The sequence below is a fragment of the Priestia sp. TRM10 genome (genome assembly GCF_057808375.1).
In genome coordinates, this window is the sequence record NZ_JBJZOT010000013.1 from 921,918 (window position 1) to 941,475 (window position 19,558).

The window sequence follows — 19,558 nt, forward strand, 5'->3', positions numbered from 1 at the left end:
AAGGCGCTAATGAGAATTAGCGCCTTTTTATTATGAAGCTTCTGTATGAACCGTATTTTTGTTAGATTTTTTAAACGTTGTGAGTGCAAAATAAATAAGAACCATTGCAACGATAAGGATTGAAGACCAAGCGTACATGGCACTGTATCCTAATGCACCAACCGCTTGCCCTAAAATAACGGCACCAACGGCAACTCCTAAATCCATAAAGCTTAGAACCATTGCATTTGCTGTTCCTTTTTTATCTGGAGTAACGCGGCTAACAGCCCAAGCTTGAAATGTTGGCTGCATAATTCCGTATGCAATTCCATAAAAAATACCTGAAATAACAAGCATACTAAAGTGTGATGTATGTGAAAGTAAAAGAAGACCAATAATACCTGTGATGCACGCAGGATAAATTAAAAACTTATGTCCAAATTGATCATAAATTTTACCTGAAAATGGTCTTGTTAAAACAAGCATTGCTCCAACGATAAGAAAGAAGAAAGAAGTTTTTCCTCCAAGACCTGTATCAGCTCCAAGACCGTCTAAATAGTTCACAATACCGGAAAACGTAATATAAAAAATCATGACAAGAAAACACGGTAGAAGTGCCTCTCGTGCAAAAGCATGATCAAGAAGTGATTTTGTATGTGAAGCTTTTGGTGGCGTGTATTTATAACGAAGTAAAATTCCACCAACAAATGTCAACACTGTTAAAATGATAGAAAAAGTAAGAAGAACATTAAAACTGTATGCATGAATAAGTGATAAAGCAATCATTGGACCAACAGAGGTCCCAATACTTGTAGAAAGCCCAAAGTACCCAATTCCTTCTCCAATACGATTTGGTGGAATTAAATTAGTAGCAAATGTTGCTAAAAGAGTTGTAATGATGCCAAACCCAACTCCTTGAATAATACGTAAAACAATTAAAAATGGGACAGATTCATTGTTAAAGCTTAATGCAACAGCTGCAATAAGAAAGACAAGAGTGATAAGCATTGTTTTTTTCATATTTAGTCTTTCAAGAAACATCCCGATAAATGGTCGAGATAAGATAGCAGCAACCATGAAGACTGTTGTCATTAATCCCCCTGTTGTAGCATTGTTACTAAGATCACCTACAAAAACAGGGAACCCTCCTAAAAGGGATTGAAGACTTAGGAAGAACAAAAATGTAATCGTGATAATCATCACATACTGTCCCGTCCATAGTTTTGTTTTTTCGTGTTCCAAAATATTACCTTCTTTCTTTTTAAAAAAAATTAATTTAGCTTATTCTTCACATTAAACTGAATGTCTTCGAGAACACTCACAAAAGAACGTAGCTTTTCTTCTGAAATCCCCTCAAATATTGTTGTGTACAGATTTTCAACATGTGGAAGAACCTTCTCCGTGAGAACGCGTCCCTCACTTGTAATTTCAATAAGGTAAGAGCGCCGGTCATCAGGATTTGGTAAACGTTTTAAAAGGTCACGTTTCTCAAGTAAGTCTAAAATTTTCGTTAAAGTTGCTTGATCTTTGTCAGCTTTTTCTGCTAATGCTTTTTGTGGCAAATGCTCCACAAAAGAAAGCTGTTTTAAAACGGTCCACTGTTCAGCTGTAATATTGAACGGCTTCAGTGAATGTGTCACAGTACTTCGTAGCAATTTACTTGTTGTGCTCGTGCAAAATCCAATATCATCCTTTAGCATCTTCTCATATAACCCCCTGAGCAAAATCACATGTTTCCTATTATACATCTTAATATTGTTTGTGTAAATATAGTTTGTATACAAACTATATTTTTAGAAGGAACGTTTTTAGGATGTAGAAAAACCGTCCTTTCAAAAGGACGGTTTTTTTAAGTGAGTGGAGCAGGATTGAATAAGCAAAGGTCATTATGAAGCTTCCAGTAGTCTGCCCATGTTTTCTTTTTACCGCTTGCAACATCAATCATATAATGAAAAAGCTCTGTGCCAATATCTTCGATTGTCGCATTTCCAGTTGCAATTTCTCCTGCATTAATATCAATTAAATCATGCCACTGCTCTTTCAAAGCATTTCGTGTAGAAACTTTTATAACAGGAGCCATTGCTAAACCATAAGGAGTACCGCGTCCTGTTGTAAAAACGTGCAAATTCATTCCCGAGGCAAGTTGCAACGTCCCACAAACAAAATCACTTGCAGGTGTTGCGGCATAGTGGAGACCTTTTTTAGTCGCTTTTTCTCCAGGTGCTAGAACGTCTACAATTGGACTTCTTCCAGATTTAACGATAGAACCAAGTGCCTTTTCCACAACATTTGTTAAACCACCTTTTTTATTTCCTGGTGAAGGGTTTGCACTTCTATCAGCTTTTCCTCGCTCTAAGTAGCGATCATACCATTCCATTTCCTTTACTAACTTTCTTTGGACGTCTTCGTTTGCTGCTCGTGGTGTTAACAAATGAACAGCATCACGAACTTCTGTTACTTCAGAAAAGAAGACAGTTGCCCCAGCACGGACGAGAAGATCTGCTGCATATCCAACAGCAGGATTAGCCGTTACTCCAGAGAAAGCATCGCTTCCTCCACATTGTAATCCAACAACTAAGTTGGATAGAGAGCATAATGTGCGTTCTCGTTTATTTAACCGTTTTAATTTTTCTTCAGCCATTTTCATAATCGTTTCAAGCATACCGTTAAATCCTTGCTCTTCTTGCAGGAGAACAACGTCTCGTTTATCGTCGCTTGATAAAAGCCGACTTGTTGTTAGCTTTTCACATCCAAGTCCTACAACCATCACTTCTCCCCCAAAGTTGGGATGCTTCATTAAATTTTGGACAGTACGAATAGGAATGGCAGCATCATCTGCATCAATAGCAACTCCACAGCCATAGTTATGGTTTAAAGCTACAACGTCGTCAACGTTTGGATAATGGGGGAGAAGTTCTTTCTTTACACGTTCTACGGCATAATCTAGAACACCGACAACACATTGGACACTTGTTGTAATTCCGAGAACATTTTTTGTTCCTACGCTGCCGTCATCGTTTTCATAGCCAAGGAATGTATATCCGCTAAGTGGCTCCATTTCTTCTGTTTTAGGGCTGTCCTGAATAAGCTCTGCTAATGTTGGAGGAACAGGGAGCGAGACATCACTTTCTTTAATAAGGCTTCCTTTTTGTAACATTTCGCGAGTATATCCAATAATTTCTCCATATCGTATAATAGGTTCTCCAATAGATAAGGAGGTAAGCGAAACTTTATGACCTTGTGGAACATCATCAATGAGTTTTAAACCACAGGGGAACATAGTGTCTTTTGAAAGACCACCTTCATTTACAACAATGGCAACATTATCATTTTCATGTACTTTAATATAAAGAGGGGTACTATTTTGCTTTTTACTTATTGACATTTTTCCATCTCCTTTTTATAAAAGCTATTATTGTAATATGCAATAAACGTGCCAAGTAAAATGAGGGACTTTCTTCGAGGATTGTAGGAAATGAATAAGTGTAGGTGTATCATTTTGCAGCATATGTTGGCGACATTTGTTGTATTTTGCGAGAGATGGGAAAGGAGAAAGAGAAGAAAAGGCGAAAAAGATAGAATAGCCATCTTGGAGAAAAGGGGAGAAAATAATGGGCAAAATAATCTTTATTGCACCAGATAAAGCTCTTTATAAAATGGGACAAAACATGATAAAAAGGTTGTCTTTAGAAAACGAAGTAGAAATCTACTTATCAAGGCTTGGGAGAGCAGTTAAACTAGCTCGTAGCTTACAAAATGATCATGTAGATGTCATTATTTCAAGAGGTGGAACAGCTTCTCTTTTGAGAAAAGAAAACTTAACTATTCCGCTTGTTGACATTCGAATTACTGGGCAAGATTTAGCAAAGTGTTTTCATGAAAGTAAGAAAAAAACAGGTCTTGTTTCACCTAAAATAGCGCTTTTCGCTTTTGAAAATATGAAAGAAGAAGTAGAAGGCTTATCCTCTATTTTAAATGTGTCGCTTTCCCTTTATAAACTAGAGAAAAAGGAGGATATTTTCACAAAAGTTGATGATCTTTTATTTAAAGACGCAGACATTATTGTAGGGGGAATGAGCACTGCTGTTTATGCACGTAAAAAAGGATTTCAAGTTTGTGTGATTCATTCGGGAGACTTTGCCATTAAGAATGCTCTTTTGGAAGCTAAACGAATTGTAAAGGGTCGGAAAATAGAGAAGAAGAGAACGGAGATGTTCAAAGCGTTGATAGATTACTCAACCCAAGGAGTAATTGGGGTAGACGATAAAGGCTTGATTAACGTATTTAACGAAGCAGCTGAAAAGCTTTTAGAAATAGAAGCTAAAAACATCATTGGAAAATCTCTTTCTACTCTTTTTCCATTCTACTCTTTTCACGATTTGAAGGAGAAAAATGAGCTAGGCGAAACGAACATATATGGAACAAAAACGTTTCTATTTCATAAAATCCCTATTATTGTAGATGAAAAGATGGTAGGAGGAATGGTAGCTTTTCAAGATATTACACACATTCAAAAAATGGAGGAGAAAATTAGAAAAGACGTAGGAAATAAAAACTTCACAGCTTCTTATACTTTTCAAGATATGTTCGGTATTTCAGAAGAGTTAGATGATGTAAAAAGGACAGGACATAGAATGGCTAAAACAGAAGCCACTGTTCTTATTTCCGGAGAATCTGGAACAGGGAAAGAACTTCTAGCTCAAAGCATTCATAGTGAAAGTGAGCGAAGAAATGGTCCGTTTGTTGCTATAAACTGTGCTGCTCTTCCTTCTTCTCTTCTTGAAAGTGAGCTTTTCGGATATGAAGAGGGAGCGTTTACAGGAGCAAGGCGCAAAGGAAAGAAAGGGCTGTTTGAACTAGCTCATAGAGGAACAATATTTCTTGATGAGTTAGGTGAAATGGATGCGTCTGCCCAAAGTAGGTTGTTAAGGGTGCTTCAGGAGAAACAATTTATGCGTGTAGGAGGTCATCAGTACATCTCAACAGATGTTAGAGTAATTGCTGCTACAAATCAAAACTTAGTTGAAAGTGTACAAAAAGGAACGTTTAGAGAAGACTTGTTTTATCGATTGCACGTTTTATCCATTACAATTCCACCTCTGCGTAATAGAAAAAGCGATATTCCTTATCTTGCTCGGCTCTTTCTTCAGCATTATAACGAGAAGTATAAAAGAACATTCTCCTTAAGTGATGATGCATATAAGATGTTGGCGAAGCAACAATGGTTAGGAAATGTAAGGGAATTAAAGCATTTTATAGAGAAACTTGTTGTTGTAGAAGAAAAAGATAGAGTGAAGCGAGAAGATATTTCACACTACTTCGAAGTAAACTCAATGGCTAAGGAGCAGGAAGAGCAGCAGTCATTACAAGAAAACGAAAAGGAAAAGATTAGAGAAGTAATAACGGAATGTTGTGGCAATATCTCGAAAGCAGCACGTCTTCTAGGCATTAATCGCAGTACCCTTTATCGAAAGTTACGAAAATATCGTATTAAAGTAGAGAAGTCTTATTAAAAAGAAGAATACGCTCTTTTGTTAGTCTGATAGATGAGTTTATAAAAAAAGAAAAGAATAATTTTTTGTAACCGTTGACAAAACAATTTAATTTGTCTTACAATAAAATTGTAAATTATCAGAATGTTTGGAAAGGGGAAGGGATTATGACGATTACAAGAAAAGCACCAACGGGGATTCTAGGTTTTCCTGTTGCTCCATTTAATGAGCAAGGAAAAATAGACGAAAAAGGATTAGAAGCTAACATTCAATTTTTATTAGATGAGGGATTAGAGGCTATTTTTATCGCCTGTGGATCTGGAGAATTCCACACTTTAAATACAAGTGAGTATGAGAAAATGGTCGAGGTGGCTCAAAGTGTTGTAAATGGTAAAGTACCTGTTTATACAGGAGTAGGAGGGAATTTATCGACGGCACTTGAGTGGGCGAAAATTTCAGAAAATAAAGGGGCAGACGGTTATTTAATTCTTCCTCCTTACTTGATTAAAGGAGAACAGGAAGGACTTTATGAATATCTCAGAACAATTATTGACTCTACAAGCTTAAATGCAATTGTGTATCAAAGAGACAATGCAATCCTGCAGCTTCCAACGCTTCAAAAATTACTTGATCTTCCACAGCTTGTTGGTTTAAAAGATGGCCATGGAAATATGGAGCTCAATATTCAGTTAACACAAACAGTTGGAAAAAGATTGGGATGGCTGAACGGAATGCCGATGGCGGAAGTGACAATGCCTGCATATGCTCCAATTGGCTTTGATTCGTATTCTTCAGCAATTTCAAACTACATTCCACATGTTTCGAGAATGTTTTATGATGCAATCTTAGCTCAAAATCAAGAGCTTGTAACAGAGCTGTATCAAAACGTCATTCTACCTATTAATTCGATTCGTCATCGAAAACAAGGTTATGCTGTATCACTTATTAAGGCAGGAATGGAGATCATTGGATTACCTGTAAAAAATACAGTGCGCCCACCTGTTGTACCTGTTGATAAAGAAGACTATCGTGATCTTGAAAAAGTAATTGAAAAAACATTTCAAAAATATCCAAAATCACAAAAAAGCGTTCTTTCTTAATTCTGAACATATTGTAAACGCTTAATCAAGGAGGAGAACTATGAGCATTCGTACAGAGGAAAAGCAGTACCCAAACTTTATTAATGGAAAAGAAGTTTTCTCATCTTCAAGTGAAGTGATTAAAATTACCAATCCAGCAAATACAACAGACATTGTTGGATATGTTCAAAAATCAACGGAAGAAGATTTAAATGAAGCAGTGCAAGCAGCTGCAACAGCACAAGAAAAGTGGAAGAAGCTATCAGGAGCTGAGCGAGGACAATATTTGTACGCTGTTGCTGATATTATGGAAAAGAAAATAGATGAAATCGCTCATTGTGCAATGCGTGAAATGGGAAAAACGCTTGGGGAAACAAAAGGTGAAACAATGAGAGGAATTGCTATATTACGCTACTACGCTGGTGAAGGTATGCGTAAAGTAGGTGATGTGATTCCTTCAACTGATAGTGATGCACTTATGTTTACAACCCGTGCACCACTTGGCGTTGTTGGTGTGATCACCCCTTGGAACTTTCCTGTTGCTATCCCAATTTGGAAGATGGCACCTGCGCTTATCTACGGAAATACGGTTGTAATTAAGCCAGCAACCGAAACGGCGATAACGTGTGCTAAAATTGTTCAATGTTTTCAAGAAGCTAATATTCCAGAGGGAGTCATTAACATGGTAACAGGCTCTGGCTCTGTTATTGGACAAGGTATTGCGACTCATCCAGGAATTCAAGCGGTAACTTTCACAGGATCAGACGGAGTTGGAAAGAGAATCGGTCAGCAAGCACTTGCTCGTGGAGCGAAGTACCAGCTTGAAATGGGTGGAAAGAACCCGGTTATTGTAACAAATGATGCAGATTTAGATTTAGCTGTTGATGGAACAATTAGTGGGGCATTTCGCTCAACAGGTCAAAAGTGTACAGCAACAAGTCGTGTTATTGTCCAAAGCGACGTTTATGAAGAGTTTAAAGAAAAGCTATTAGCCAAAACAAAAGAACTTACGGTAGGTAATGGAGAAGACAGCAGCACATGGATGGGCCCATGCGCAAATGAAGGTCAGCTCAATACGGTTCTTTCCTATATTAAGAAAGGAAAAGAAGAAGGAGCAACACTTTTATATGGTGGAGAAAGATTAACAGAAGGCGAGCTTAAAGATGGTTATTATGTTCAACCTACTATCTTTGAAAACGTAAATTCCAAGATGACGATTGCTCAAGAAGAAATCTTTGGTCCAGTTATTGCACTTCTTAAAGTGGAAAGTGTTGAAGAAGCTCTTCATATCGCAAACGATGTGGAATATGGTTTAAGTGCCTCTATTTTCACAACAAACATTAGCTCTATGCTGTCGTTCATTAACGAAATGGATGCAGGGCTTGTACGAATCAATTCAGAAAGTGCGGGAGTGGAGCTTCAAGCCCCGTTTGGAGGTATGAAACAATCAAGCTCACATTCTCGTGAACAAGGAGAAGCGGCGAAAGAATTTTTCACAGCTATTAAGACGGTTTTTGTTAAAGGATAAATAGTTTCGCCTCAATATATAGATGGAAGAAAAACGGGGGTGATTTCTTCCATCTGTATAAAGAGGAAGCGCTTTACAATAAGGATAAGCATCAAGGGGGAACATGGGGAAAGCGCTAGATCATAGTGCAAGGGGAGGATAACAATGGGTCAAGCAAAATTAAGCATCGAAACTACAAGAAGAAGTCGGGTTCGCTGGTTTGTTGTCTTTATGCTTTTTGTTTTAACGACAATTAACTATGCTGACCGTGCAACGCTTTCAATTGTTGGTGACTCTGTACAAAAAGATCTTGGATTAAGTGCTGTATCAATGGGCTACGTCTTTTCAGCATTTGGCTGGGCATATGTTATTGGACAGCTTCCTGGTGGATGGCTTTTAGATAAGTTTGGATCGAAGATAGTTATTGCCGCAAGCGTCTTCTTTTGGTCTCTTTTCACTTTTTTCCAAGGATTTATTGGCTTTTTTACTGCAGGAGTCGCTATAATTATGTTATTCAGCCTGCGTTTTATTGTAGGACTTGCTGAAGCTCCTTCATTTCCAGGGAACAGTCGGATTGTTGCCTCGTGGTTTCCAAAATCTGAAAGAGGAACAGCTTCCGCAATCTTTAATTCCGCTCAGTACTTCGCATTAGTATTGTTTTCACCGCTAATGGCATGGATTGTACATAGATTTGACTGGCACATGGTTTTCATTGTAATGGGTGTTCTTGGAATGATTCTAGCGGGCGTATGGTTAAAAGTTATTCATAGTCCGAAAAAACATCCTCGTATAACTAAGGAAGAAATAGCCTACATAGAAGAAGGCGGCGGCTTAGTTGATATGGATGAAGGAAAAGAAGCAAAAACAGGAAAAGAGAAAGAAACAAAAAAAGGGCCACAGTGGTCTCAAGTGAAGCAGCTACTAACAAATCGGATGCTTGTTGGAGTTTATCTTGGGCAGTACTGCATTACAACACTAACCTACTTTTTCTTAACATGGTTTCCTGTCTATTTAGTTCAAGCGCGCGGCATGTCTATTCTAGAAGCCGGATTTATTTCTTCTCTTCCTGCAATTTGCGGATTTGTCGGTGGGGTGCTAGGAGGAATTGTGTCTGATTTCTTCTTAAAAAAAGGGCGTTCTTTAACCTTTGCACGTAAAACGCCAATTGTAATTGGAATGCTGCTTTCCTGCAGTATGATTGCTTGTAACTATGTTGATGCAGAGTGGCTTGTTGTTGTGATTATGTCACTTGCGTTTTTTGGAAAAGGATTTGGTGCATTGGGCTGGGCTGTTGTTTCAGATACGTCGCCAAAAGAAATTGCAGGATTAAGCGGCGGACTTTTTAATACATTTGGAAACATTGCTTCTATTACAACACCTATCATCATCGGATATATTGTAAACGCGACAGGCTCTTTCAATGGAGCACTCGTTTTTGTCGGAGCAAACGCGATTGTGGCTATTCTATGCTACTTGCTTCTTGTTGGTGAAATTAAACGAGTGGAGTTAAAAGGTGCAGGAATGAAACCTGAAAGCAATCTTAAGATGTAAGCGTGTTCAAAAAACAAAGGGGAGTGAATGGATATGACAAATTACGCAATTCAAAACAGTGGGATCCAAGGAGAAAAAGAGAAAACAGCACATATTACAAGTATGGAAGTGATCCCTGTTGCAGGTCATGACAGTATGCTATTAAATTTAAGTGGAGCACATAGTCCTTTTTTTACACGAAACATCGTTATTCTAAAGGATAGTGCAGGAAATACGGGCGTTGGCGAAGTACCAGGAGGAGAAAAAATTAGAAAGACCCTTGAAGATGCTAAGTCACTTGTTATTGGGGAGAGAATTGGGCGGTACAACGCTATTTTGAATAACGTACGAGAGAAATTTGCAAACAGGGATGCGGCTGGGCGCGGATTTCAAACGTTCGATCTTCGCGTTACAATTCATGCTGTTACTGCATTAGAAGCAGCCCTTTTAGATCTTGTTGGGAAGTTTTTAGGTGTTCCTGTTGCTGCTCTTCTGGGAGAAGGTCAGCAGAGAGAGTCTGTGGAGATGTTAGGTTACTTATTTTATGTAGGAGACCGTAAAAAGACAGATTTAGCATACAGAAGTGAAGAAGATCAAAAAAATGACTGGTTTAGACTTCGTCATGAAGAAGCGTTAACACCAGAAGCGATAGTCCGTCTTGCTGAGGCATCATACGAACAATACGGGTTTAACGATTTTAAGTTAAAAGGTGGCGTGCTAGCCGGGGAAGAAGAAATTGAAGCTGTTACAGCACTCTCCAAACGTTTTCCGAATGCAAGAATTACTCTTGATCCAAATGGAGCATGGTCACTTGAAGAAGCTATTTCCCTTTGTAAAAATAAACATGACGTTTTAGCATATGCTGAAGATCCATGTGGAGCAGAAGGTGTATATTCAGCACGTGAAGTAATGGCGGAATTCAGAAGAGCTACAGGTTTGCAAACAGCGACAAATATGATTGCAACAGATTGGCGCCAAATGGGTCATGCTATTATGCTCCAATCTGTTGACATCCCACTAGCAGATCCACATTTCTGGACAATGCAAGGTTCTGTTCGAGTGGCTCAAATGTGTCACGAGTGGGGATTAACATGGGGTTCTCATTCAAACAACCATTTTGATATCTCACTAGCGATGTTTACTCACGTGGCAGCCGCAGCACCTGGGAATATTACGGCAATTGATACACATTGGATTTGGCAAGATGGTCAACGATTAACAAAAGAGCCGTTCCAAATTAAAGGAGGGGTTGTAGAAGTACCAAATCGCCCTGGTCTTGGGATAGAAATTGATATGGAAGAAATTGAAAAAGCTCATGAGTTGTATGAAAAGATGGGTCTTGGAGCAAGAGACGATGCAAAGGCAATGCAATATTTAATTCAGGATTGGAAATTTGATAACAAGCGTCCTTGTTTAGTTCGATAACCAAAAGGTAACACAAATGTTCTTGAAAGCTCGAACAGTTCTCATATTGTTCGAGCTTTTTCCTTATAATACGAATACAAAGAAAAGCAAGCATAATTTTGGATGATAGATTGGTAATATGCAACATTCTTTCTTATAATAGAAGAAGTAGGATTCAAAAAGGAGGAATACGTATGACGGGGCCAATGAAGAAGGTTTCCTTTAAATCTGTGAATAGAAATACGCTTGCAAAACAAGTTGTTGACCGAATTATTGAGCTTCTCATTAGCGGACAGCTGAAACCGGGTGACAAACTTCCCACGGAGATGGAGCTTCTTGACGTTCTCCATGTTAGCAGACCTGTATTAAGAGAAGCATTAAGTGCTTTAGAGATATTGGGGGTAATTACCCGAAAAACACGCGATGGTACATATTTTAATAACAAAGTAGGTACACAGCCTTTTTCAGTTATGCTTGCCCTTGCGGTTGATAACTTACCTGCTATTGTGGAAGCTCGCATGACATTAGAGCTTGGTCTTGTAACAATGGCTGCTGAAAAAATAACGGATGAACAACTTCAGCAGCTGAAGAAAACAATTGAAAGTATTGAAAACAGCAAAGACTACAACTATGGTGAATTTGATAAAGAATTTCACCGCATTATTGCTACAAGTGCAGATAATCAAATTGTAGAAGGAATGATTCATTCTTTGCTTCTTACACATGAAAAAACGGATAATGAAATAACGTTTAGAGAACCAAAATTAACAGCCCAGCACCATACAGCGATCTATAATGCTCTTTGTAATCATGATCCAATTGATGCTTTTCAACAGATGTATAATCACCTTAAATATGTAAGAGATAAAGTATTGAAATCATATAATCCTCCTCAATAAAAAAAACCTACCTTTCCTCGTAAAGGTAGGTTTTTTTATAAGGAAAGAAAATGATTGACTTTAAAGAAGATACGGATTAGAATATAAAAGCTCTGAAAAAACTGTTCTAAATGGAACAGTTCATAAATTTAATATTAAGTGAGGTAAATATGGAAAGTAATGAACTACGTGAAGGACGTTCTGTAGAGCTTCTTAAATCTTTTTGGAACGTGCAAAAAAATATGATGCAGCTTATCCAGAAAACAGCTGTAAACAATGGACTGTCTGTTCCTCAGTATGTCATTTTAGTAACCATTGCACCATATGGGGAGATGCTTCAAAAAACAGTTGTAGAAAAAACGTTTCTTCCAAAAAGTACGTTAAGTCAAGCTGTTGACGGACTTGTTTCAAAAGGATTTATCGAGCGGCATCATGTAGAAGGAAACCGCAGGGAAGTAGAACTTTTGTTAAGTGAAGAGGGAAAACGCTTTTTAAAAGAACTTCATGTTCAAAAGAGTGGAATACACGATGTTTTTCAACAAGCAGCAGATGTATTAACAGAGAAAGAATATGAAGGAATTTTACGAACACATAATGAGATTTCTGCGCTTTTAGAAAGAAAAATAGTAGAATAGGAAAGAGGGAAAATAATGACAGTTGAAAGTAATAAATCAGGCAATCGTAAGCTTGTTTTGACAGGACTTATTATTGCGATGTTTTTTGCTGCTCTTGATGGTACCATTGTTGGAACAGCAATGCCGAGAATTGTCGGAGATCTTGGCGGACTTAGCATGATGACGTGGTTAACAACGTCATACTTATTAACATCAACAGCTGTTGTACCTATCGCAGGGAAGCTAGCTGATTTACTTGGAAGAAAAACAGTTTATGTATCAGGTATTGTTATCTTTATGATCGCTTCTGCACTGTGTGGATTAGCAACGAACATGACAGAACTTATCATTTACCGAGGATTGCAAGGAATTGGCGGCGGGATTATGATGCCAATGGCGATGATTGTAATCGGAGATTTATTCACAGGGAAAGAAAGAGCGAAGTTCCAAGGGGTTTTTGGTGGTATTTATGGTTTAGCTTCTGTTATTGGTCCGCAGATTGGTGGTTGGATTGTTGATTCTCTAAATTGGAAATGGGTATTTTATATTAATCTTCCTGTTGGGATTTTAGCTGCAATCTTTATTGCTATCGGTCTTGAAAAACATGAACGAAAAGGCAAGATTAAATTTGATATTGCTGGAATGTTTACGATGATTGTTGGAGTTGTAAGCTTACTTTTAGCGCTAAGCTTTGGTGGGAAAGACTATGCTTGGGATTCATGGCAAATCCTTGGCCTGTTCGCTCTTGCTCTGGTTGGTTTAGTAAGCTTTGTTATGGTTGAGAATAGAGCAGCTGAGCCTATTTTACCAATGTACCTTTTCAAAAATCGAACGTTTACTCTTTTGAATCTAATCGGATTTTTAATGAGTGTTGGGATGTTTGGTGCTGTTACGTTCGTGCCATTCTTTATGCAAGGAATCGTTGGAGTAAGTGCGACAGAATCTGGCACAATTATGACACCAATGATGATTGCGATGATTGTAACAAGTATTATTGGTGGTCAGCTTGTCTATAAAATTGGTGTGAAAGCACAAATTATTACAGGTATGATTGTCATGGCATTCGGTTTCTTCCTATTAACAACACTAAACCTTCATACTAGTCAGCTTACTGCTATATCATATATGGCTATTATTGGTCTTGGGATGGGTCTTGTAATGCCTATTATTACGCTTGCTTTACAAGAAAGCTTTTCAAAAGCAGAGCTTGGAGTTGTGACATCTTCAAGTCAGTTTTTCCGTTCGATTGGTGGGACATTTGGAATTACCGTGTTAGGAGCTGTGATGAATGCAAAGTCTGGCACGCTTTTAACAAACGACTTAGTTCCATACCTAGATACGCTTCCTGCTCAAGCAAGTACGCTTGTTACAAAGTTAAAAGAAATGATTAGCACAAATCCACAAGGACTTCTGCAGTCATTATTTAGTCCAGACGCTGTTAAAGGCATGCCTGGAGAAATAGTTCCTATTTTAAAAACATCTTTAATGGAATCTTTGCACAGCGTATTTTTCGTAGGTTTTGCACTTATTATCGTGGGTGCTTTATTTACGCTGTTTCTTAAAAAAATTAAGCTTGAAAATAAAAAGGGGGAAGCTTCTTCTGAGCAAGAAGAGGGAGTTCCTTCCGCATCACATTAAAAAAGAGAGCCTAGGCTCTCTTTTTTAATGTAAGGAATCAACATATTGCTTTGCTTCAAGAAGAGAAAATCCGAAATGTTCGCGGGCCTTTTTTATTGCTTTTACGTTTTCGCCATCTTTTACGAGCTGCTTCAGCTCACCTTTTACCTCTTCTTCATATTGAAAGAAAGCATCATGCTTATCTTTTGTGATAAAGGCTTCTAACCTTTTCATTTTAAAGTCCATCTTTTTTTCCAATTGCGAGATACGACTTGAAATATAAAAAACTCCAAGCACTATTATAAAGAGAATAGTGAATATATCCATAGAAAAACCTCCCTTTTCAAATTTTACCATGATGAAAAGGGAGTGTATATGGTGATTAATCCAAACTGTTAATATGTAAAAAATCGTGTGCTGTTTTAGCTGTTTCACGAGCTTTTTCTACGCTCTCATCACCGCAGAGGGCAACAGCTAAACGTCTCCCTACAGTAGCATCTGGCTTCCCAAAAACACGTACTTCTGTATGTGGAAGAGCAAGTGCATCCTCCAATCCTCTAATTTCATATTCTTTCGTTTCTTGCGGTGATTTCAATGGTCGGCTTGCGCCATGTGTGCTGAGCTTGATTTCAGGAATAGGAAAACCTAACAGGGCGCGCACGTGTAGAGCAAATTCTGACAATTTTTGAGTTGCAAGTGTTACAAGACCTGTATCGTGAGGACGAGGGGAAACTTCGCTAAAATAAACACGATCTCCTGCTAGGAAAAGCTCAACTCCAAAAAGTCCATATCCACCTAAGCCGTCTGTTACTTCCTTTGCAATTCTTTCTGCTTCCTTGAGCTGTTTTTCTGTCATATAGTGTGGCTGCCATGATTCAATATAGTCTCCGTTCTCTTGTTTATGGCCAATTGGAGCGCAAAATTTAGTTCCATTTACAGCTCTCACTGTAAGAAGGGTAATTTCAGAGTCAAAAGAAATAAATTCCTCGATAATAACGCGCGTGCTTTTTACACGTCCACCTTCTAAAGCTATATTCCAGCAAGATTTTAAATCTTCTTCACTGCGACAAATACTTTGTCCTTTTCCAGAAGAGCTCATAAGTGGCTTAATGACACAAGGATAGCCTATTTGTGCTACAGCTTCAGTAAACTCTTCATATGTATTTGCAAACTGATAACGAGCTGTTGGGATGTTCAGTTCTTCAGAAGCAAATCGGCGAATTCCTTCTCGATCCATCGTTAATTTAGTTGCTCTTGCATTTGGAACAACGTTAAATCCTTCTTTCTCAAGACCAACAAGTTCATCTGTTGCAATAGCTTCAATTTCTGGAACGATAAAATCTGGCTGTTCTTTTTGGATGATGTCACGAAGGGCGTGTGAGTCTAACATATCAATGACATAATGTTTATGAGCAACATGCATTGCTGGAGCATGTTCATAGCGATCAACAGCAACTGTTTCAATGCCAAAACGCTGGGCTTCAATCATTATCTCTTTTCCAAGCTCACCTGCACCTAATAAAAGCATTTTCTTTCCGCTAAACATAATAAAACTCCTCCTTGTCTAAAAACGAATTATGGATCTTGCTCCTTGTTTAAAGTTCGGTTTTTAAGTTTATTTGATTCGTTAATAAGATTAATTTCTTTTATTAATCCTATTTTAACGTACATTTTATTTTTGCGAAAGAGTAATGTTCAGACTCTTTATCGAACTTAGCAAACCGTATAATATTTACCTTTTGTGACAAAATAAAAGCGATATTGGGAAGAGTTGGTGATGATAATGAGTGATATATCTTCGTTAAGCACTGGATTAGAAAGGAATTTAGCATATCTTGCTCCTTTACTAAAAGACCAGGCAGACATGTCGCGGAAAGATATTTATATAAAAAAACATGATAGAGCATGTACCATTTTATACTTACAAAATTCGTTGAATAGTGAAGCGCTTCAAAAGCTCGTTGATTCATTAACCTCAATTGACTATTTAACAGAATTCGAATATCCATTTAAAGAAATTTTATTTTCTAAGATTGGACTTCTTAAGCAAACAGAGCTTTTCTCATATGAAGAAATATTAGAAGCTATTTTCAGTGGAATGTCTGTCTTGCTTGTGGATGGAATGAATATAGCTTTTTCATTAAATACAATAATGCCTAAAATGAGAGCATTTGCTGAACCAACAACAGAGCGTGTTGTCCGCGGGCCAAAGCTTTCCTTTATTGAAAATACGGATGAAAATATCGGGCTTATTCGTCAGTTTACGAAGGATCAAAATTTGATGATTGAGCAAGGTGAAGTTGGTTTGCACGGCAAAGTAAAAATCACCAAACTTTACATTAAAGGTACAGCTGATGAAAAGCTGCTTCAGAGGGTAGAAGAAAAGCTTTCGAAAGTGCAGGAGAGAGATATTGAAGATTCGGGTATGCTTGGTGAACTTCTCGAAGAAGTCCCGTTTTCTCCCTTTCAACAAATTCAAAACACAGAGCGGATGGACATTGCCTTAGCAGCTTTAAAAGATGGAAGAGTGATCATCATGGTCGATGGCTCACCGTTTGTTCTTGTTGTTCCCACGACAATTAACATGTTGTTAAAGTCTCCTGATGACTACTATGAACGGTGGATTGCGGGAACGTTTTTGCGCATACTTCGGTATGTATCTTTATTTATCACGCTTTTTTTATCTTCGATTTATATTTCGCTTGTTTCATTTAATCAAGGATTGTTGCCGACTGAACTAGCGTTGACAATTGCACAAACCCGTGAAAATGTGCCATTTCCACCTTTTATTGAAGCAATTATTATGGAAATGACGATTGAATTATTGAGAGAAGCTGGAATACGGCTTCCAACCCCGCTTGGTCAAACAATTGGGTTAGTTGGAGGGGTTGTTATTGGGCAAGCGGCCGTACAGGCTAATCTTGTGAGTTCAATTATGGTTATTATTGTTTCCATCACAGCAATCACTTCATTTATTGTGCCTCAGTATGGATTTGGTCTTGCCTTCCGGGTTTTACGTTTTGGAGCAATGATTAGTGCAGCGCTTTTAGGTATCTATGGAGTCACTCTTTTCTTTATTATTGTAACCATTCATATTTCAAAACTAGACAGCTTTACGATTCCATACTTTGACCCAGGAGCATCAATTCAAAAAGGGAAGTGGAAAGATTTTATTATGAGGTTTCCATTTCCAAAAATGTAGAGCAATGGTCGGAAATTGATTAAAAAAAGATGTTTGAATGGAGGTAATCGTATGGGCCGAGATGGAGGGCAACTTACAACATTAGATTTTATAGCTTTGATTTCATCTACAATGTTAGGTGTTGGCTTATTAGTACTGCCAAGAACCATTACAGTTAAAGTTGGAACACCTGATGGATGGATTGTGCTTATCATCGACGGCCTCCTCTTTTTTGCGGTCATTTACATACTCCTTCAAATCTTAAAAAAGCATAATGTGAAGAATTACTTTGATTATACCCAAGAAGGATTCGGGAAAAAGCTTGGAAAACTCGTTAATTTAATCATGGTTGTTTATTTTGTAGGAGTAGCAAGCTTTGAAGTCGTAGCAATGAGTGAAATGGTTCGCTTTTTCCTTTTGTCTGAGACACCTGTAGAGCTTATTATTCTCACGTTTATTTTAACCTCTGCTTATCTAATTAACAGCAATCTTAAAATAATTGCAAAAGTGTGCGTGTTTTTCTTTCCCATTACAATTGTTGTTATTCTACTGATATATGCTTTTGGCCTACAAATTGTGGATATAAAAAACGTTCAACCTGTTCTTGGGCAAGGGATTATGCCAGTTTTCAAAGGAATGAATACGGTTATGCTATCTTTCTTTGGGATTGAACTTCTCTTAATTTTAAAAGGATTTACAAGCAAAAATACAAAGCTTGTAAAGGGAGCCTTTATTGGTTTTGCTGTTCCGCTGCTTTTATATATTTTAACGTACGTGCTTGTTGTAGGAGGGGTCACCGTTCAAGAAGTAACAACTGTAACATGGCCGACGATTTCTTTTGTGCAATCGTTTGAAGTAAAGGGGATCTTTATTGAACGGTTAGAGTCTTTCCTACTCATAACATGGATTTTGCAATTTTTTACAACGCTTACTCTTTACTACTTCTCAGCTGTTATAGGGTTGCAGTCAGTCTTTCGAAATGGATATAAACCAAACGTTTATATCCTTATTCCAATTATCTTTCTCTTGGCTAATTGGCCGCAGGATACGATTGAAATTTTAAAAATGAGTGACATGTTAGGGTGGATTTTTCCATTTGTTCTACTAGCCATTCCCATTATAAACTTCCTGCTTGTAGCAATTAAAAGGAGAGTGACAGCGAGATGAAAAAGATCTTAATCTTGTTTGTTCTTCTTTTTTTAGTTGGGTGTGGAGACAGTCAAAACCTTGAGGATGTTTCTTTGCTAGTTGGTTCTGGAATTGACGCAGGGAAAAAAGGAGAAGTTCATCTTACACAGCAGATTATCATTCCATCTGGAGGTGGGGGAAGTGAGGCAACTAGGCCTTCTTATAAAAACTATTATACAAGAGGAGCAACGGTTCAAGAATCCATCCGGGATATTGCTCTTAAAACATCCCCAGTGATGAGCAATCACCAGCGCGTGCTAATTTTTAGTAAAAATGCCCTTGACAAATATCCTCTTGACGTGTGGATTAATGAATATATTAGAGACGACAATACAAGAAGAAGTGCGCTCGTCTTTGTGACAAGAGAATCGGCAAAAAAAATCTTGTCAACAGGATCAAAAGAAGACATTCCAGCTAATAAAATCTTTGAAATTGCAAATAACAAAACATCTTCTAATAAAATTTTAAAACCGATTACACTTGGACAAGTATCAGCAAAGCTTCAGTCAGACGGAAGTTTTGCCGTACAAGGCCTTAAAATTAAAGATGGAGAGCTAAGTCTTGATGGAGTAGAAGTCATTGACGATGGAAAACCAATTGGACATATGACGCCAAAGGATGTAAGTCATTTGAACTGGCTCATTGGCGATGTTCAAGGTGGAGTCGTTCCAGCAACATATAAAGGAGAACCCATTTCCTTTGAAATTTTCCATATGGTGAGAAAAGAGATTAAGACCAAAATTAAAAATGGACAACTTCACTTCGATATCTCACTAGAATGTGAAGGGCGAATTGCAGAGAACTGGTACAGAAGTGAAAATTCCTTTAAGAAACGAGATCTTGAAGGAATGGAGAAAGTAATAGAAAAACAAGTGAAAAAAGACGTAGAAGACATTATTCATAAGCTTCAAACAAAATATAAAACAGGTGTTGCGGGTCTTTATCAATATGTTCAAATTCAGCATCCAAAATATTGGAAGAAGCACAATGAAGAGTGGGGGAAAAAGTTTAGTGAAGCTGAAATTAATTATGATGTAAACATTGAAGTTATTGATTTTGGAACAAAAGGATCAACGTCATAAGAAGTGT

16 protein-coding genes are annotated in these 19,558 nt (G+C 37.8%); 11 read left to right on the forward strand and 5 right to left on the reverse strand.

Annotated elements, in window-relative coordinates; genetic code table 11:
- Positions 1 to 30 precede the first annotated feature (30 nt).
- The 3 genes from ACK3CR_RS15840 to garD form a co-directional block, all read right to left on the reverse strand.
- Complete coding sequence (locus ACK3CR_RS15840; protein ID WP_488975732.1) at positions 31 to 1,221, reverse strand: MFS transporter; 1,191 nt, start codon at positions 1,219 to 1,221, stop codon at positions 31 to 33.
- A 29-nt stretch (positions 1,222 to 1,250) separates the two neighbouring features.
- On the reverse strand, positions 1,251 to 1,679 hold the full coding sequence (locus tag ACK3CR_RS15845) for a MarR family winged helix-turn-helix transcriptional regulator (RefSeq protein ID WP_243511206.1): 429 nt from the start codon (positions 1,677 to 1,679) through the stop codon (positions 1,251 to 1,253).
- Between the two features lie 149 nt (positions 1,680 to 1,828).
- Positions 1,829 to 3,364, reverse strand: coding sequence for a galactarate dehydratase (garD, locus tag ACK3CR_RS15850; RefSeq protein WP_430238931.1), 1,536 nt, complete (start codon positions 3,362 to 3,364; stop codon positions 1,829 to 1,831).
- 226 nt (positions 3,365 to 3,590) lie between these two features.
- Between garD and ACK3CR_RS15855 the strand changes: the two genes are divergently transcribed.
- The 8 genes from ACK3CR_RS15855 (at position 3,591) to ACK3CR_RS15890 (ending at position 14,121) form a co-directional block, all read left to right on the forward strand.
- A complete protein-coding gene (locus ACK3CR_RS15855) occupies positions 3,591 to 5,492 on the forward strand; it encodes a sigma 54-interacting transcriptional regulator (RefSeq protein WP_410914679.1) in 1,902 nt (633 codons plus the stop codon).
- Positions 5,493 to 5,638: 146 nt separating this feature from the next.
- Positions 5,639 to 6,571, forward strand: coding sequence for a 5-dehydro-4-deoxyglucarate dehydratase (gene kdgD, locus ACK3CR_RS15860; RefSeq protein WP_328124799.1), 933 nt, complete (start codon positions 5,639 to 5,641; stop codon positions 6,569 to 6,571).
- 40 nt (positions 6,572 to 6,611) lie between these two features.
- Positions 6,612 to 8,078 (forward strand): alpha-ketoglutaric semialdehyde dehydrogenase GucD, encoded by a 1,467-nt coding sequence (gene gucD, locus ACK3CR_RS15865; protein ID WP_243511180.1) that lies wholly within the window; start codon positions 6,612 to 6,614, stop codon positions 8,076 to 8,078.
- A gap of 144 nt (positions 8,079 to 8,222) precedes the next feature.
- A complete protein-coding gene (locus tag ACK3CR_RS15870; protein WP_243511151.1) occupies positions 8,223 to 9,608 on the forward strand; it encodes an MFS transporter in 1,386 nt (461 codons plus the stop codon).
- 33 nt (positions 9,609 to 9,641) lie between these two features.
- Positions 9,642 to 11,012 carry a glucarate dehydratase gene (gudD, locus tag ACK3CR_RS15875; RefSeq protein WP_243511140.1) on the forward strand — a complete coding sequence of 457 codons (1,371 nt, stop codon included), beginning with the start codon at positions 9,642 to 9,644 and terminating at the stop codon, positions 11,010 to 11,012.
- Positions 11,013 to 11,185: 173 nt separating this feature from the next.
- Entirely contained in the window at positions 11,186 to 11,890 is a 705-nt protein-coding gene (locus tag ACK3CR_RS15880) for a FadR/GntR family transcriptional regulator (RefSeq protein WP_243511138.1), read from the forward strand.
- 149 nt (positions 11,891 to 12,039) lie between these two features.
- Complete coding sequence (locus ACK3CR_RS15885) at positions 12,040 to 12,504, forward strand: MarR family winged helix-turn-helix transcriptional regulator (RefSeq protein ID WP_243510600.1); 465 nt, start codon at positions 12,040 to 12,042, stop codon at positions 12,502 to 12,504.
- A 15-nt stretch (positions 12,505 to 12,519) separates the two neighbouring features.
- Positions 12,520 to 14,121 (forward strand): MDR family MFS transporter, encoded by a 1,602-nt coding sequence (locus tag ACK3CR_RS15890; protein ID WP_243510595.1) that lies wholly within the window; start codon positions 12,520 to 12,522, stop codon positions 14,119 to 14,121.
- Between the two features lie 24 nt (positions 14,122 to 14,145).
- On the opposite strand, the gene ACK3CR_RS15895 is transcribed toward ACK3CR_RS15890, so the two are convergent.
- On the reverse strand, positions 14,146 to 14,427 hold the full coding sequence (locus tag ACK3CR_RS15895) for a hypothetical protein (RefSeq protein WP_488975733.1): 282 nt from the start codon (positions 14,425 to 14,427) through the stop codon (positions 14,146 to 14,148).
- A 55-nt stretch (positions 14,428 to 14,482) separates the two neighbouring features.
- Positions 14,483 to 15,646, reverse strand: a complete 1,164-nt coding sequence (gene purT / locus ACK3CR_RS15900; RefSeq protein WP_488975734.1) for a phosphoribosylglycinamide formyltransferase 2 — start codon at positions 15,644 to 15,646, stop codon at positions 14,483 to 14,485.
- A 237-nt stretch (positions 15,647 to 15,883) separates the two neighbouring features.
- On the opposite strand from purT, the gene ACK3CR_RS15905 reads away from it, so the two are divergent.
- From ACK3CR_RS15905 to ACK3CR_RS15915, 3 genes are read left to right on the forward strand one after another with little or no spacing between them, the layout of a single operon-like run.
- Positions 15,884 to 17,302, forward strand: coding sequence for a spore germination protein (locus ACK3CR_RS15905; RefSeq protein ID WP_488975735.1), 1,419 nt, complete (start codon positions 15,884 to 15,886; stop codon positions 17,300 to 17,302).
- Positions 17,303 to 17,353: 51 nt separating this feature from the next.
- Positions 17,354 to 18,448 (forward strand): GerAB/ArcD/ProY family transporter, encoded by a 1,095-nt coding sequence (locus ACK3CR_RS15910; RefSeq protein ID WP_488975736.1) that lies wholly within the window; start codon positions 17,354 to 17,356, stop codon positions 18,446 to 18,448.
- Positions 18,445 to 19,551, forward strand: coding sequence for a Ger(x)C family spore germination protein (locus ACK3CR_RS15915; RefSeq protein ID WP_430238916.1), 1,107 nt, complete (start codon positions 18,445 to 18,447; stop codon positions 19,549 to 19,551). The genes ACK3CR_RS15910 and ACK3CR_RS15915 overlap by 4 nt, the downstream gene beginning before the upstream one ends.
- Positions 19,552 to 19,558 lie beyond the last annotated feature (7 nt).